Raw genomic sequence first — 15900 nt, forward strand, 5'->3', positions numbered from 1 at the left:
GCCCAGTCAGCGGCGGCGGGCGGCGGTTCAGATGACCGGCGTGAAGCCCCCGGCCTGATGATCGTATTGCTCCAGCGTTCCCTCGGCGATGTCGTGCAAGACCCCGTGCAAGGACAGGTTCCCCGATTCCACAGCGGTTTTCACGAAGGGAAAGGTCATCAGGTTTTCAAGCGAAACGAGAACGGCTTGCCGCTCGAGTCCGCGGATCTGCTGTTCGGGCGGCAGCGTCGCCACGCGCTCGTATCCCGGACGCAGGATGTCCATCCAGCGGCCGACGAAGCTGGATTTCTCTTCAAGCTCGGGCGCATGGCCGGAACACATGGCATGGCATCCCTGAACGCCGCCGCAATTGGTATGCCCCACCACCACCACATGGGCGACCTTGAGCGTATTCACCGCATATTCGACCGCAGCCGAGGTGCCGTGCTGCTCGCCATCGGGGGCATAGGGCGGGACCAGGTTGGCGATGTTGCGGTGAATGAAGAATTCACCAGTATCCGCCCCGAAGATCGAGGTCACATGGACGCGCGAATCGCAACAGGCGATGACCATGGCGCGGGGATGCTGGCCGTCCTCGGCCAGACGGCGAAACCAGACGCGATTTTCGACAAAGGCTGTGGCGCGCCAGCCGTGGTAGCGCTGGACCAGATACAGCGGCAGTGGACGTGCTTCTTTCATTCCTATCCTCATCTACCGATCGCACGAGTGATAGCGGCTGGACCGATAAAGTTCGAGTGGTTTAGCGCGCGCCTCATAACCTTTTCTTGATGGATTGATGCCAGCTTGCGCCTCAGCGCGACAGGAAGCCCATATGGGAGCGGGAATGACGAAGATTGCAGTTCTCAGCATGGACGAGACGGTTCGGATCGACGTGCAAAGGCTTGAACAGATCGTTCGTGAACTGGGCGAGCCCGCGGCTGGCCAGATCATCGGCGCGGCACTGGAACAGCTTGCGCTGGCGCTGGGCCGCACGGTGGCCGCTTCGCGGCGGGGCGACCTGGGGGCCGTCGTTGCCAATGCCGACCAGCTTTCGCGGCTGGCCTGGCAGGTCGGGCTCGTCACTCTGGCGGGGGTCGCCATCGATGTCGGCGCTTGCGCGGAACGCCAGGACGAACCGGCGCTGGCCGCCACGACCTGCAGGCTTGAACGGATCGGCAACCGGTCGCTGACCGAGCTGTGGGATCCGCCGGAAATCTCTTGAACGAACGCGCCCTTGCAGCCCTTGGCCTGGGCGCTAGGGTGCCGCAAAGGACAGAAGGTCACGACCATGCCGATGATACCCCAGTTTGCCGATTCCGATGCCCCTTCGCTTCCGCTTTGGCTGGTCCGGCCGGGCGAGGCAGGGCCCGACCTGCCCTCCGACATCGACCCCCTGGCTGCGAATTGGGCCCGGGCGCAGGGCTTTGCGGCCAAGGCGGGGCAGGTCTGCCTGCTTCCCCTGCCGGATGGCGGGCTTGGCGGCGCACTGTTCGGCCTCGGTCCCCAGCCCACGGATCGCCCGGCACGGGACCGCTTTGCGCTGGCACGGGCGGCCGAGGCGCTGCCGGCCGGCAACTGGCGCCTGGCGAATCGGCCGCAGGGGTTCGATCTGGCCCTGGGCGCCCTGGGCTGGCTTTTCGCGCAGTATCGCTTTGACCGCTACAAGCGGGTCGAGGCGCCGGGCGCCCGGCTTGTCTGCCCCGAGGGGCTGGACCGCGACCGGCTGATCGCCATGGCCGCGGGCGAATACCTGGCGCGCGACCTGATCAACACCCCCGCCTCGGACATGGGTCCGGGCGAGCTGGAGCAGGCCGCGCGCGACCTGGCCGGGCGGCATGGCGCCGGGATCGAGGTGGTCTGCGGCGACGACCTCATCGCCCGCAACTTCCCGATGATCCACGCCGTCGGCCGGGCCGGGGCACAAGCGCCCCGGCTGATCGACATCCGCTTTCCGGGCGAAGGGCCGCGGCTGACGCTGGTCGGCAAGGGGGTCTGTTTCGACACCGGCGGGCTGGACATCAAGCCGGCCGCCTCAATGGCGCTGATGAAGAAGGACATGGGGGGCGCGGCCAATGTGCTGGGCCTGGCCGAGACCCTGGCCCGACTGGGCCTGCATCGCGACATGCGGCTGCGCATCCTGATCCCGGCGGTGGAAAACGCCATTTCCGCCAATGCCTTCCGCCCCGGCGACATCCTGACCAGCCGCAAGGGCCTGACGGTCGAGGTCAACAACACCGATGCCGAGGGCCGGCTGGTGCTGGCCGATGCGCTGGCCCTGGCGGCGGAGGAGGCGCCGGAGCTGCTGGTGTCGATGGCGACGCTGACCGGCGCCGCCCGCGTCGCGCTTGGCCCCGAACTGCCGCCCTTCTTCTGCGACGACGACGCGCTGGCGGCCGCGATCCAGGGCGCCGGCCGGGCCCATGGCGACCCGGTCTGGCGCCTGCCCTTCTGGGAACCCTATGAGGCGATGATCGAGCCGGCCATCGCCGATCTGGACAATGCGCCCTCGGGCGGGTTTGCCGGGGCGATCACCGCGGCGCTGTTCCTGCGCCGCTTTGCCGGCCAGGCGCGGGCCTATGCGCATTTCGACATCTATGGCTGGCAGCCCAGTGCCGCGCCCGGCCGGCCCAAGGGCGGCGCGGGCCAGGCCATGCGCGCCATCCTGCACGCCCTGCCGGAAATCCTGCGATGACCGCGCCCGCCGACCGCCGGCTGATCCCGGCGACCGAGCGGGTGGCGCTGGAATCCCTGCGCGGCATCCTGGAGCGTCCGGCCTATACGCCCGGCCAGCCGATGCGGCTGGCCGCGCCGCTGGCCGATCTGTGCCGCGCGCCCGGCGGCGTCCGCGACCGCCAGCTGAACTTCGGCGCCGACCTGGTGCAGCTGGAGCAGGCCGGGGGCTGGGCCTTCGTGCAGGCGGCGGCGGACGGCTATTGCGGCTGGGTCCGGGCCGAGGGGCTGAGCCGGCAGATGCCGGCCGTCACCCATCGCGTCACTGCCCCGGCCACCCATGTCTATGCCGAGCCGGACATGAAGACCCCCGAATCCATGCGGCTGTCGCTGGGCGCACGGCTGTCGGTCATCGCCATGCGGGACGGTTTCGCCCGGCTGGCGCAGGGCGGCTGGGTGCCGGCGCAGCATATCGCGGACCGGGCCGAGCGCGATCCTGCCGCGGTGGCCGAGCGTTTCCTGGGCACGCCCTATCTGTGGGGCGGCAACAGCCGCTGCGGCATCGACTGCTCGGGCCTGGCGCAGGCTGCGCTGGCGGCCTGCGCCGTGCCCTGTCCCGGCGACAGCGACCTGCAAGAGGCGGCCTTTCCCCCGGCCGACGGCCCGATCCGCCGCAACGACCTGCTGTTCTGGCCCGGCCATGTCGCCCTGGCGCTGGACGGCGAGCGGATGATCCATGCCACCGCCTTCGCCATGGCGGTAATCGTCGAGCCCATCGCCCAGGCCATCGCGCGCATCGACGCGGCCGGGCAGGGACCGTTCCGCGGCGCAAGGCGGCCCTCGCTTGCCGTGCAGGCGCCGTTCCCCTAGCCTTGGCCGCAAAGGAGGCGCGCATGGTTCATCTCTGGGTCCGCGCGGAAAGCCGCGCCAATGAACAGCGGGTCGGCATCACCCCCGCCGGCGTGGGCGAGTTGATTGCGCAGGGCTTCCGCGTCACGATCGAGGAAAGCCCGCATCGCATCCTGCCCATCGCCGGTTACGCCGCGGCCGGGGCCGAAATCGCGCCCGCGGCTTCCTGGCCCGGCGCCCCGGCCGAGGCCATCGTCTTTGGCCTCAAGGAACTGCCCGAGGATGGCACGCCCCTGGCGCATCGCCACATCATGTTCGGCCATGCCTACAAGGGCCAGCCGGCCGGGCTGGCGCTGCTGCGCCGGTTTCGCGACGGCGGCGGCGTGCTGTATGACCTGGAATACCTGACCGACGAGAGCGGCCGGCGGCTGGCGGCCTTCGGCTATTGGGCCGGTTTTGCCGGGGCCGCGGTCTCGCTGAAGGCCTGGGCGGCGCAGCGGCGCGGCAGCCTCTGCGGGCCGGTCGCCGCCTGGCCCTCGCAAGACACGATGCAGGACGAGCTGCGGGCCGAGCTGGACGCGACCGGCGCGCCGCGGCCGCATGCCATCGTCGTCGGCGCGCTGGGGCGGGTGGGCAGCGGCGCGTCGGACCTGCTGGCCCGCATGGGGGTGCGGGTCACGAAATGGGACATGGCCGAGACGGCCGGCGGCGGCCCCTTCCCCGAGATCCTGGCGCATGAGCTGTTCGTGAACTGCATCCTGGCCGGGCCGCAGACCCCGGTTCTGGTGCCGCCCGAGGCGGTCGGGCCCGGCCGGGCGCTGACGGTGATCGGCGATGTTGCCTGCGATCCCTCCAGCGATTTCAACCCGGTCAAGGTCTATGACCGCGCGACCGACTGGGACCGGCCGGCGATCCGCCTGGCCGAGCGCCCGCCGTTGGACGTGATGGCGATCGACAACCTGCCCTCGCTCTTGCCGCGCGAAAGCGCGCTGGATTATGCCGCGCAGCTGCTGCCGGTGCTGAAGCGCCTGGACCGCATCGACGAGGGGGCCTGGGGCAGGGCGGGGGCGCTGTTCCGGGACCATCTGGCCGCGCCTTGACCTCGGCCGGGAACGCAAGCGGCGGCCGGGACGTTGGGCCGCGAACCCCAGTCAGACGGATGCGACCATGATGACGCGACCCGCTGCCATTGCCGCCAGCCTTGTCCTGTGCCTTGCCGCCCCACCGGCGCTGGCCGAGTTGAACGACCGTCCCCCGAACGCCAGCGGGCAGAGCCCGGCCTTTCCCGGCCAGACCCGCGCCCCCGAGATCCGCGAGCAGATCCCGATCAGCCGGGTTCCGCTGATCCGGGGGCTCAGCGATCCCTGGGGCATGGCGCTTTTGCCCGATGGCGGCTTGCTGATCACCGAACGCACCGGCACGCTGCGGCTTTACCGCGACGGCCAGCTGTCCCAGCCCATCCAGGGCATGCCCGAGGTCGATGCCCGCGGCCAGGGCGGGCTTCTGGACGTGGCGGTGGCGCCGGATTTCGCCAGCACGCGGCAGGTCTGGTTCAGCTTTTCCGAGCCGCGCGGCAATGGCCGCAACGCCACCGCGGTCGGCACCGGGCGGCTGTCGGCCGACGGCACCGCGCTGGAAGAGATGCGGGTGATCTTCCGGCAGGAGCCGGCCTGGGCCTCGACCCTGCATTTCGGCTCGCGCCTGGTCTTCGACCGGCAGGGGCAGCTGTTCGTCACCACCGGCGAGCGCTCGCGCCCCGAGCCGCGGCAGCTGGCGCAGGATCTGGGCACGCATCTGGGCAAGGTGCTGCGCATCGACCCCGCCACCGGCGCCGCCGCGCCCGGCAATCCCTTCACCGAGGGGCAGGCCCGGCCCGAGATCTGGTCCTGGGGCCATCGCAACATCCAGGCGGCGGCGCTGGACGCGCAGGGCCGGCTCTGGACGGTCGAGCACGGCCCGCAGGGCGGCGACGAACTCAACCTGCCGCAGGCCGGGCGCAACTATGGCTGGCCGGTCATCACCTATGGCCAGGACTACAGCGGCGGCCCCATCGGCCAGGGCATCACCCAGCGCGAGGGGATGGAGCAGCCGGTCTATTACTGGGATCCGGTGATCGCGCCCAGCGGGATGGTGTTCTATCGCGGCGCCATGTTCCCGGAACTGGAAGGCGATGCGCTGATCGGCGGCCTGCAGGCCGGGGCGGTGGTGCGGCTGCGCATCGAGGGCGACCGCGTGAGCGGAGAGCAGCGCCTGCTGGAGGGCATCGGCCGCGTGCGCGACATCGAACTGGCGCCGGACGGGGCGCTGCTGATCCTGACCGATGGGGGCGAGCTGATCCGGCTGGCGCGCGGCTGAGGGCCGGGTGCGCCTTCGCGGGAGAAGGCCCGGTCGCCGCACTGTAGGGCAAGGTGCCGATTGCCGGTCCCGATCACGACGCTGGACCAAAAGCCTGGGATCGCCACCAAGACGGCAGCCACAATCGGCTGAGAACCGGGAACCTGCACTTGCCTCCGCAGGCTCTCGACTTCCGAACAGGATTGTCGACGATCTGGACCCTAGACCGGGCGCTGCAACGCGTCCTCGGCATCCTCGGGCGAGACGCCAAGCGCCTCCATCCCCGCTTCCAGGTAATCGGCCAGCTGCGGCTCGCCCATCAGGTAATCCTGGGTGGGGGTGCTGCGCTCGGTCTTGGCGGTCTCGATCGCCTCGTCCAGATCCTCTGGGCCGAAGGTGTCGCGGCCGATCCACATCACCGCGACTAGGCTGGCCTGCTCGTCCTCGTTCAGGCTGGCGATGAACTCGGCCAGTTCGGTCTGGGTGCCATGGCCCTTGCGATGCCCGCTATGCGCCCAGGGGTTCACGCCGCTTTCGTATTCGCGGGCGCGGATGATGACATGGGCGATCTTTTCGGGACTGATTTCCAGCATGGCGGCACCTCCGGGATCTGTCCATTTGTCGCCCCGACCGGCGCCGGGGTCAATCGGGATCGAAGCGGGCGCGATGATGGACCGCGCGCCGGCCATGGCCCCCCGAGCGGTCCGCGCGGGACGGCAGGCGCGGGCAAAAGCCCGGCGCGGCTGCAAGCGGGGGGCAGGGGGGCGGGCCAAGGTGCCGGGCATCGGCCGCGCCTGCGTCATCGGGTCGCGGCCGGGCGGGATCGCTCAGCGGCCGAAAAGCCGCTCGATGTCCGACAGCTTCAGCTCGATCCAGGTCGGGCGGCCGTGGTTGCACTGGCCGGATTTCGGCACCCGCTCCATCTCGCGCAAAAGCGCGTTCATCTCGTCCGCCGACATGCGCCGGCCCGAGCGGACCGAGCCGTGGCAGGCCATCGAGGACAGCACCGCATCGACCCACGCCCGCAGCCGTTCGGACGTGCCCTGGTCGGCCAGGTCGTCCAGGATGTCGCGGATCAGCCGCCGGGCGTCCAGGCGCTGGATCAGCGCCGGCACCTCGCGCACCGCGATGGCGCCGCCGCCGAAGGGCTCGATCACCAGTCCCAGCGCGGCCAGCTCATCGGCGATGGCAAGGATGCTTTGGGCGTCGGCTTCGGACAGCTCGACGATCTCGGGGATCAGCAGGGCCTGGCTGGCGATGCCGCTGGCATCAAGCTGCGCCTTCAGCCGCTCATAGACCAGGCGTTCATGCGCGGCATGCTGGTCGACGATGACGATGCCGTCGGCGGTCTGGGCGACGATCCAGTTCTCGTGCAGCTGCGCGCGGGCGGCGCCCAGCGGCGCCTCGGCCGCAGGCTCGGGCTGGGCTTCGGGTTCGGGCTCGACCCGCGCGGTCGGCGCCTCGGCAAAGCCCGGTGCCTGAAAGGCCAGGCTGGCGGCGATGGCCGGGCCCGAGGGGCGGGCGGGCGCGTAGCTGGCCTGATAGCGGCGCGGCTGCTCCGACTCGGGCCGCGCCACCCCCAGCGCCGCCGCGGCTACGGTGGACGAGGCGCGATGCCCCGCCCCCGCCAGCACATGGCGCAGCGCGCTGACCACCAGCCCGCGGGCGATGCCCGGTTCGCGAAAGCGGACCTCGGCCTTGGCGGGATGCACGTTCACGTCGACCTGGTGCGGATCGCAGGTCAGAAACAGCACCGCCGCCGGATACCGGCCCGAGGCCAGCACGTCCATATAGCCCGCCCGCAGCGCCCCGGTCAGCAGCTTGTCGCGCACCGGGCGGCCGTTGACGTAAAGATGCTGCGCCACCGCCGCGCCGCGCGAATAGGTCGGCAGGGCGGCAAAGCCGGTCAGGGTGATGCCGTCCCGCGTCGCGTCGATGGCAAGCGCATTGTCGATGAAGTCGCGGCCCATGACGCGGGCCAGCCGGGTCTGCAGGGCGCCGAACAGCTCGCCCTGCTCGGCATCGGCGCGAAACAGCACCCGGCCCTCTTCCTCGTCGGTCAGCGTGAAGCCGACATAGGGCTCGGCCATGGCCAGGCGGCGGATCGCCTCGGCCACGGCCTGGGTCTCGGCCCGGTCCGTGCGCAGGAATTTCAGCCGCGCCGGCGTGGCAAAGAACAGGTCGCGCAGCTCGACCACCGTGCCGCGATTGCCCGCCGCCGGCTTGACCGGACCGATGCGCCCGCCGGTGACGGCGATCTGTGCGCCGTCATGGCCGACGGCGCGGCTGGTGATCGACAGCCGGCCCACGGCGCCGAGGCTGGGCAGCGCCTCGCCGCGAAAGCCGAAGCTGCGGATGTCCAGAAGGTCGCTGCCGTCGATCTTGCTGGTCGCGTGCCGGGCCAGCGCCAGCGGCAGATCCTCGGCCGTCATGCCGCAGCCGTCGTCGCTGACGCGGATCAGCACCTTGCCGCCCTTGGCGATGGCCACGTCCACCCGCGTCGCGCCGGCATCGAGCGCGTTCTCGACCAGTTCCTTGACGGCCGAGGCCGGGCGCTCGACCACCTCGCCGGCGGCGATGCGGTTGGCCGCGGCCTCGTCCAATTGCCGGATGACGGGACGCATCTTGGGGGCATGGGTGTTCATGCCCCCAGATCTAGCATTTCCCGGCGCGGCGGGAAAGGATTCGTCAGTTGGTCGCGTCGATGCCTTCCGGCCGGCCGACCAGCACGAAGCGGATCTGGTCGGAATGCAGCAGGCGCTGCGCCACGCGCTGCACGTCCGCGGCCGTCACCGCCTCGATCTTGCCGTTGCGGGTGTTGACGTAATCCGCCGGCAGGCCGATCAGCTGCATCCCGGCCAGGATGCCGGCGATCTTGCCGTTGCCGTCGAAGCGCAGCGCATATTCGCCGGTCAGGTAGGTCTTGGCATCGGCCAGTTCCTTTTCCGTGACGCCGCCCTTGGCGAAACGGTCCCATTCCTGGCGGATCAGGCCGACCGCCTCGGCCACCTTGCCGTTCGCGCTGGCCATGCCGCCCTGCCAGGTCTCGCCATAGACGCCGTTGGCAAGGCCGGTGCTGACGCCATAGGTCAGCCCGCGCTTTTCGCGGATCTCGTCCATCAGGCGCGAGGAAAAGCCGCCGCCGCCCAGGATGTGATCGGCGACGAAGGCGGCAAAGTAATCCGGGTCGGACATGGGCAGGCCGGGCTGGGCAAAGCTGACCACGGTCTGCGGGCTGTCCCAGTCGATCACCGTCACCCCGCCGGTCAGTTGCAGCCGGGCCCTGTCCGGCAGCGGGGCCGAGCCCTGTTCGGGCAGCCCGCCCAGCACGGCGTCGATCAGCTTGCCCAGTTCCTCGGCGGTGATGTCGCCGGCCGCGGCCACCACCACGCGGTCGCGGGCCAGGATGCGGTCCTTGGCCGCGACCAGGTCGTCGCGGGTCAGCGCGGCGACGGATTCGCGCGTGCCGTTGATCGAGGTGGCATAGGGATGCTCGCCCCAGGCCAGCCGCGCCAGTTCCTTGCTGGCGATGGCGTTCGGGCTGGTCGCCTCGGACCGGATGACCGCCTGCAACTGCGCCCGCACCCGCTCGACCGCATCGGGGTCGAAGCGCGGCTCGGCCAGCGCCTGGCGCAGCAATTCGGCCGCCTTGTCGCGGTTCTCGGTCAGCATGCGGGCGTTGACGGTCAGCGCATCGTCGCCGACATCGAAGCGGTTCTGCGCGCCCAGCCCCTCGACCGCCTCGGCATATTGCACCGAGTCCATCTCGCCCGCGCCCTCCTCCAGCAGGGCGGTCATCAGGCTCATCTGGCCGCGCTTGCCCGGCGCGTCCAGGCTGGCGCCGCCCCGAAACATCAGCGACAGCGCGGTGAAGGGGATCGAGTGATCCTCGACCAGCCAGGCCTTGATGCCGCCGGGCGAGGTGATCTCCTGGATCTCGATGGCGCGCGCAGGCAGGCTGGCCAGGGCGACGAAGACAAGGGTGGCAAGGGCGCGGATCATTCGGCTTCTCCCGGATTGGCGGCTTCGGCAGCGACGGGTTTCGGCTCCTCGGGCGGCGGCAGCAGCCAGCCGGTGACGCTGGCCTTGCTTTCCAGCACCAGCCTGGCGGCGGCGCGGATGTCCTCGGTGGTGACGGCGGCCAGGAGGTCGGGCCAGTCGTTCACGTCCTCGATGGTCAGGCCGGTGGCCAGGCCCTGGCCATAGTCATAGGCCCGGCCATGCGCCGAATCCTGGGAATAGATGCGGGCGGCGCGGATCCGGGTCTTGACCCGTTCCAGCTGCGCGGGGTCGGGGCCCTCGGCCAGGAATTTCGCCAGCGCCGCGTCCAGCGCCGCCTCGGCCTCGGCATTCTCAACCCCCGGCGCCGGCACCATCGAGATGCCGAAGGTGGTCGGATCGACCGCGAACCCGTCGTAGGAGGCATTCACGTAAAGCGCCTTGCCGGTCAGTACCAGGTCGCGGGCCAGGACCGAGGTCTGGCTGGAACCCGCCAGCAGGTTGGCCAGCACGGTCAGCGCGGCCGCCTGCTGCTGCTCGCCCCGGTTGCGTTCGGGCGCGATCACGGTGCGGATCATCACCGGCTGGGCGACGCGGGGGTCGACCCGCTCCATCCGCCGGGGCGAGCGCTGGATCGGCTCTTGCGGGCGCGGCTGGCGGGCGGCGTCGGGCTTGGGCGGGACGGGGCCGTAATATTTCTCGGCCAGTTCGCGCACCTCTTCGGGGGTCACGTCGCCGGCGATGACCAGCACCGCGGCGTTCGGGGCGTAATGCGCATCATACCAGGCGATGGCATCCTCGCGCGTCAGCCCCTCCATCTCCTGCCGCCAGCCGATCACCGGGCGGCCATAGGGGTGGTTGTAGAACTGCACCGCGCTGCGCTCTTCCGAGAATTGCGCGCCGGGGTCGCTGTCGGTGCGCTGCGAGCGTTCCTCCAGCACCACCTGGCGCTCGGCCTGCCAGTCGTCCTCGCCGATCTTGAGATTGGCCATGCGGTCGGCCTCCATCTCCATGATCAGCGGCAGGCGGTCGCTGGCGATGCGCTGGAAATAGGTGGTGAAGTCGTAGCTGGTGAAGGCGTTGTCCATGCCGCCATTGGCGGTCACGGTCTTGCTGAGATCCCCCGGTCCCAGCTTGTCGGTGCCCTTGAACATCAGGTGTTCCAGGTAATGCGCGATGCCGGACTTGCCGGGCTGCTCGTCGGCCGAGCCGATGCGATACCACAGCATCTGCACCACGACCGGGGCGCGGTGATCCTCGATCACCACGGCTTCCAGGCCGTTTTCCAGGGTGAAATGGCTGATTCCCTTGGGCATTTCGGCCAGCGCGGGGGATGCGGCCAGCAGCAGCGCAAGGGGCGCAAGTCGGGTCAGGATGGTCATGGCAGGCTCCGGTTCGGGGTCGCGCCACGAACCTGCCCTTGCGCGGGGTCGCGCGCAAGCCTGCCGCCCCTCATCTCGGCGTGATCGGGGCGCGATCAGTCCTCGCGCAGGATCGGCACCCGGTCCACCACGCTGGGCCGGGCGGCGACGTCGCCGTTGCTCATGCCGCGGGGCGGCGCGGCGGGCAGCTGCACGCCGGTCGGGCGCCAGCGTTCCAGTTCCGACCAGCTGTCCAGCGTCATCGATTCATAGGCGCGGTAATAGACATTGGTCCGCGCCAGCACCTCGAGCGCGCGGCGGGAATGGCGGCTGCGCCAGGCCAGATCCTCTTGCGCGGTGGTCTGGCGGATCGCCGGGTCGCGGCCCAGGCGCGAGGCATGGGCGATCAGCGCGGCATCCGCGACGCCGACGCCCTGCGCGGCAAGCTGGCCCGGATTGCCGCCCAGCGCCGCCACGGCATCGGCATGGGGCGTCGGATCGGTGATGTTGCCACCCCCCGGCGTCGGCGGCGGCAGCACGTTCAGGTCGGCCGGCATCTGCAAGGGCTTGGTCGGCAGGATCGAGAATTCGTCCGGGCTGGTGCGGCCGGCGTTGGTGTTCATCAGACGCGGATCGCTGCTGCAAGCGGCCAGCAGCAGCGTGGTCATGGTCAGCGCGATCGCCCGCATCTTGCGTCCCTCTTGTTCGTCCGGCCCGTTCTTAGCGTGTATTCCCGGCCTCGTCACGGGTCTTGTCGTCCAGCGCCAGTTCCGCCTGCGCCTCGTCGCCGGCCAAGGGCCGTTCGCCGTTCGCGGGGCGGGGCTTGGGTGCCCGCGGCTTGGCCGGGGCGCGGCGCTTCTTCGGCTCGGGTTTGCGCTCGGGCGGCAGCAGCACCAGCCCCATCGCGCCCAGGAAGATGGCGATGTCGGCCACGTTGAAGCTGTAGGGGTTGCGCCAGCCCGGCAGCGACATGTTCAGGAAATCCGCGACCGCGCCATAGGTCAGCCGGTCCACGACATTGCCCAGCGCCCCGCCGATCAGCAGCCCGGCCGAGGCTTGCGCAAAGCGCGACGGCTTGGCCCGCCCGACCCAGATCCCGACCCACAGGCAGACGGCCAGCGCGATGGCGATCAGCACCCAGCGCATCACCTCGACATCGCTGGCGAACAGGCCGAAGTTCATGCCCTGGTTCCAGGCCATGCGCAGGTTCAGCCAGGGGTCGATCACGTCGATCTCGCGCAGCTGGTCCAGCCGCAGCACATGCACGACCAGGTATTTCAGCGCCTGGTCCAGCACAAAGACCAGCCCCGCCACCAGCGCCACGTTGCGCCCGACGCGCGGCGGCGGCTTCTTGCCGCGCCGCTTGCGGGCCGCCGGGCTTTTCCGCGGCTTGGGGGTCGCGGTCTCGGCCATCAGTGACGGAAATGCCGCTGGCCGGTAAAGACCATGGCCAGGCCCAGCCGGTCGGCGGCCTCGATCACCTCGGCGTCGCGCATCGAGCCGCCGGGCTGGATCACCGCCCGCGCGCCCGCCGCCGCCAGTGCCTCGACCCCGTCGGCGAAGGGGAAGAAGGCGTCCGAGGCGACCGAGGAGCCGATGGTCAGCGCCTGCGCCAGGCCCAGCGCCTCGGCCATGTCCTCGGACTTGCGCTTGCCGATGCGGGTCGAATCGACGCGGCTCATCTGGCCGGCGCCGATGCCGACGGTGGCCAGGTCGCGGGCATAGACGATGGCGTTCGATTTCACATGCTTGGCCACGGTCCAGGCGAACAGCAGGTCGGCCAGTTCCTGGTCGGTCGGCTGGCGCTTCGTCACCACCTTCAGGTCGGCGCGCAGGATGCGGCCGTTGTCGCGGCCCTGCACCAGGAAGCCGCCGGCGACCTGGCGGAAGGCCAGCCCAGGCGCCGCGGGGTCGGGCAGCCCGCCGGTGGTCAAGAGCCGCAGGTTCTTCTTGGCGGCGAAGATCTCTTTCGCCTCGTCGGTGGCGTCGGGGGCGATGACCACCTCGGTAAAGATCTCGGTGATCGCCTGCGCGGTTTCGCCGTCGAGCGTGGTGTTCAGCGCGATGATGCCGCCGAAGGCCGAGGTGCGGTCGCAGTCGAAGGCGCGCCGGTAGGCATCGACGGCGCTGTCGCCGCGGGCCACGCCGCAGGGGTTGGCGTGCTTGATGATCGCCACCGCCGGGCCCTGGGCCGGGTCGAACTCGGCCACCAGCTCGAAGGCGGCGTCGGTGTCGTTGATGTTGTTGTAGCTGAGTTCCTTGCCCTGCCATTGCCGCGCGGTGGCGACGCCCGGACGGTCCGAGCCGTCCTTGTAGAAGGCGGCGGACTGGTGCGGGTTCTCGCCATAGCGCAGGGTCTGCGCCAGCTGGCCCGAAAAGCTGCGCCGGCGCGGGGTTTCCTCGCCGATGGCCCCGGCCATCCAGGTCGAGACCGCGGCGTCATAGGCGGCCGTCCTGGCATAGGCGATCTGCGCCTGCCGCTGGCGAAAGGCCAGGCTGGTGCGGTCGTCGTTGGCGTCAAGCTCGGCCAGCACGGCGGCATAGTCCTCGACATCGACCACCACCGTCACGAAGGCGTGGTTCTTGGCGGCGGCGCGGATCATCGCCGGGCCGCCGATGTCGATGTTCTCGATGCAATCGTCATGGGCGGCGCCCTTGGCCACCGTCGCCTCGAACGGATAGAGGTTGACGACCAGCAGGTCGATCATGCCGATCCGGTGCGACCGGGCGGCGGCCATGTGTTCCTCGTTGTCGCGCAGCGCCAGCAGGCCGCCGTGGACCACCGGGTGCAGCGTCTTGACGCGGCCGTCCATCATCTCGGGAAAGCCGGTCACTTCGGCCACGTCCACCACGCTCAGCCCCGCCTCGCGCAGCGCCTTGGCGGTGCCGCCGGTGGACAGGATCTCGACGCCCCGCGCCGAAAGCGCCCGCGCGAAATCGACCAGCCCGGTCTTGTCGGAAACGGAAATCAGCGCGCGCTTCAGCGGAATGCGGTCGGTCATCGGTCGGAGGCCCCGTGCGGTGGATGGCGGATTTGGCCCGTCACCTACCCCCGGAACGCGCCAAGGTCCAGCCGATCTGGATCGCCCGGCCCAGCAGATGCGCGGAAATCACCATCTGCCGCGAGGGGCGCGGCTCGGCCATGGCGCGGTCGAGCAGGCAGGACGCCTCCAGCCGCAGCTGGCCCACGCCGTCATGGCTGAACAGCCATTCCTCGCCGCCCGGCAGGGTCAGGTGGATTTCCTGCCCCTGCTGGCGGGCCTGGACTTCGGGATGCAGGTGGAAGCGGATGTCGAAGGCCAGACCTTCCTCGGGGCGGACCTGGTCCAGCCGGGCCTGGGCGCTGGCGTCCAGCGCCGCCAGCGAATCCTCGCCGCGCAGGCCCATGCCGTCGGGATCGAGCCAAAGCTCGCGCAGATGCGTCAGCCCGTGGCTGGCCAGCCAGCCGTCATGGCCGGCCAGCAGATGCGCGGGTTCCGGCGAATGCGCCGGGCCGCAATCCGGGGCGGTCAGGTTGCCCAGCGCGTCGCAATCGCCGGCCCAGACAAGGTCGGGACGCTCGGTCAGGATGTCGGGCTCGCCCTCTTGCCGGTTCGGGTTCAGCCGCGACGAGGACAGGCCGGCCAGGCACAGCGCCGAATGGCAGGGCGTGGCGCGGCTGGCCCTGGCCCACAGCGGGCCGAAGCCGTCGCCGGGGCCGCAATTCACGATCAGCGGCTGGCGCGCCACGGTCAACTCGAAAGCCAGGGTCGAGGCATGGGCGCGGATCGCCGCCGGACCGCCGGGCGGCGGCGCGGCATCCAGGATCAGCGTGGTGCGGGCCCGCGCCATGCGGGCAAAGCCCATGGCGAGCCCGCTGACCGGCAGGGCCGGGCCTTCGGCCGCGCGCAGGCAGCGGTCGAGCCGTCCGGCCGCGCCGCGCCCGCCGCCGTGAAAGCTGGGCAGCGCGCCGTCGGCATGGCGCAGCGCCCGCAGGATCGGCGCGATCTCGGCGATGATGGCGCGCAGCTCGGGCGGGCATTCCAGCCCCACCTCTTCGGCGACCTCCTGCGCCCAGACCAGAAGCGCCATCGCCTCCAGCAGCGATTCGGGCGCGCGCGCCTCGGACAGGGTGGCGACGCCCATGGCGTCCGCCTCTTCGGCCAGGGCGATCAGCGCCGGCTGCGCCAGGGCCTGGCGGTCGCGCAGCGACATGGCGCCGATGGCGAGCCCCGCCAGCGCCTCGATCCGGCACAGCCCGTCGGTGCTGTCGAACCATTTGTCCCGCAGGTGGAGCAGGTGCTGGTCGAGGGCGCGGAAATAGGGCTCGGCCCCGTCGCGGTCCAGCCCCGGCAGGATCATCCCGGCATGGAAGATCCAGCGCAGCACCCGCCGCCCGGCGACCTGCGGCGCCCATTCCGGTGCCTCGGGCTGCGGCTGGCGATGCCGGCGCAGCCAGCGCAGCACATGGTCCTGGGCGATGGCGCGGGCGCGGGGCGTGCCCACGGCGGCAAGATCGTCGAGCCAGCCGAAGCCGGCCAGTTCGGCCGCGACGCTGGCGGGCAGGTCGGCGGCGAAGAAATCGCCCGACAGCGTGATGCCGCCCAGATGCAGGGTGCCCGCGGCGATCTGTTCGCCGCGGCCGGGATGGCCGATGGCCTTGGGTTCGGGGCGGCGCAGGAATCCCCTGGGCGCGACGGTGCTATCGGTCATGGGCAACGCATTCACT

14 protein-coding genes are annotated in these 15900 nt (G+C 70.7%); 5 read left to right on the forward strand and 9 right to left on the reverse strand.

Annotation, left to right across the window (positions count from 1 at the left end; genetic code table 11):
* Window positions 1-27: 27 nt before the first annotated feature.
* Window positions 28-678 carry a carbonic anhydrase gene (locus E3U25_RS21000; protein ID WP_036751485.1) on the reverse strand — a complete coding sequence of 217 codons (651 nt, stop codon included), beginning with the start codon at window positions 676-678 and terminating at the stop codon, window positions 28-30.
* A gap of 145 nt (window positions 679-823) precedes the next feature.
* Here E3U25_RS21000 and E3U25_RS21005 point away from each other — a divergent pair, with 145 nt between their 5' ends.
* The 5 genes from E3U25_RS21005 to E3U25_RS21025 all read left to right on the forward strand — a co-directional run bounded on the left by E3U25_RS21005 (window position 824) and on the right by E3U25_RS21025 (window position 5853).
* Window positions 824-1201, forward strand: a complete 378-nt coding sequence (locus E3U25_RS21005) for a hypothetical protein (RefSeq protein WP_166435617.1) — start codon at window positions 824-826, stop codon at window positions 1199-1201.
* 72 nt (window positions 1202-1273) lie between these two features.
* On the forward strand, window positions 1274-2671 hold the full coding sequence (locus E3U25_RS21010) for a leucyl aminopeptidase family protein (protein WP_114536262.1): 1398 nt from the start codon (window positions 1274-1276) through the stop codon (window positions 2669-2671).
* Window positions 2668-3519: a C40 family peptidase gene (locus E3U25_RS21015; RefSeq protein WP_116223143.1), complete on the forward strand. Its 852-nt coding sequence runs from the start codon at window positions 2668-2670 to the stop codon at window positions 3517-3519. Before E3U25_RS21010 ends, E3U25_RS21015 begins: the two co-directional genes overlap by 4 nt.
* A gap of 23 nt (window positions 3520-3542) precedes the next feature.
* Complete coding sequence (locus E3U25_RS21020) at window positions 3543-4598, forward strand: saccharopine dehydrogenase (RefSeq protein WP_116223294.1); 1056 nt, start codon at window positions 3543-3545, stop codon at window positions 4596-4598.
* Window positions 4599-4665: 67 nt separating this feature from the next.
* The gene (locus E3U25_RS21025) at window positions 4666-5853 is read left to right on the forward strand and encodes a PQQ-dependent sugar dehydrogenase (RefSeq protein ID WP_116223142.1); all 1188 of its coding nucleotides are present in this window, start codon (window positions 4666-4668) and stop codon (window positions 5851-5853) included.
* A 200-nt stretch (window positions 5854-6053) separates the two neighbouring features.
* Here E3U25_RS21025 and E3U25_RS21030 read toward each other — a convergent pair whose 3' ends face one another.
* The 8 genes from E3U25_RS21030 to E3U25_RS21065 all read right to left on the reverse strand — a co-directional run bounded on the left by E3U25_RS21030 (window position 6054) and on the right by E3U25_RS21065 (window position 15884).
* Complete coding sequence (locus tag E3U25_RS21030) at window positions 6054-6425, reverse strand: DUF3775 domain-containing protein (protein WP_116223141.1); 372 nt, start codon at window positions 6423-6425, stop codon at window positions 6054-6056.
* A gap of 234 nt (window positions 6426-6659) precedes the next feature.
* Entirely contained in the window at window positions 6660-8477 is a 1818-nt protein-coding gene (gene mutL / locus E3U25_RS21035) for a DNA mismatch repair endonuclease MutL (RefSeq protein ID WP_116223140.1), read from the reverse strand.
* A 43-nt stretch (window positions 8478-8520) separates the two neighbouring features.
* Window positions 8521-9834, reverse strand: a complete 1314-nt coding sequence (locus tag E3U25_RS21040; protein ID WP_116223139.1) for a M16 family metallopeptidase — start codon at window positions 9832-9834, stop codon at window positions 8521-8523.
* On the reverse strand, window positions 9831-11213 hold the full coding sequence (locus tag E3U25_RS21045) for a M16 family metallopeptidase (protein WP_116223138.1): 1383 nt from the start codon (window positions 11211-11213) through the stop codon (window positions 9831-9833). The genes E3U25_RS21040 and E3U25_RS21045 overlap by 4 nt, the downstream gene beginning before the upstream one ends.
* 95 nt (window positions 11214-11308) lie before the next feature.
* Window positions 11309-11881, reverse strand: a complete 573-nt coding sequence (locus E3U25_RS21050; RefSeq protein WP_036751466.1) for a DUF3035 domain-containing protein — start codon at window positions 11879-11881, stop codon at window positions 11309-11311.
* A gap of 31 nt (window positions 11882-11912) precedes the next feature.
* Window positions 11913-12605 carry a signal peptidase II gene (lspA, locus tag E3U25_RS21055; protein ID WP_072461359.1) on the reverse strand — a complete coding sequence of 231 codons (693 nt, stop codon included), beginning with the start codon at window positions 12603-12605 and terminating at the stop codon, window positions 11913-11915.
* The gene (gene purH, locus E3U25_RS21060) at window positions 12605-14194 is read right to left on the reverse strand and encodes a bifunctional phosphoribosylaminoimidazolecarboxamide formyltransferase/IMP cyclohydrolase (protein ID WP_116223137.1); all 1590 of its coding nucleotides are present in this window, start codon (window positions 14192-14194) and stop codon (window positions 12605-12607) included. Before purH ends, lspA begins: the two co-directional genes overlap by 1 nt.
* 40 nt (window positions 14195-14234) lie before the next feature.
* Window positions 14235-15884: a heparinase II/III family protein gene (locus tag E3U25_RS21065; RefSeq protein ID WP_072461356.1), complete on the reverse strand. Its 1650-nt coding sequence runs from the start codon at window positions 15882-15884 to the stop codon at window positions 14235-14237.
* Window positions 15885-15900 lie beyond the last annotated feature (16 nt).

The organism is Paracoccus versutus (assembly GCF_029909795.1).
Classification (GTDB): Bacteria; Pseudomonadota; Alphaproteobacteria; order Rhodobacterales; family Rhodobacteraceae; genus Paracoccus; species Paracoccus versutus.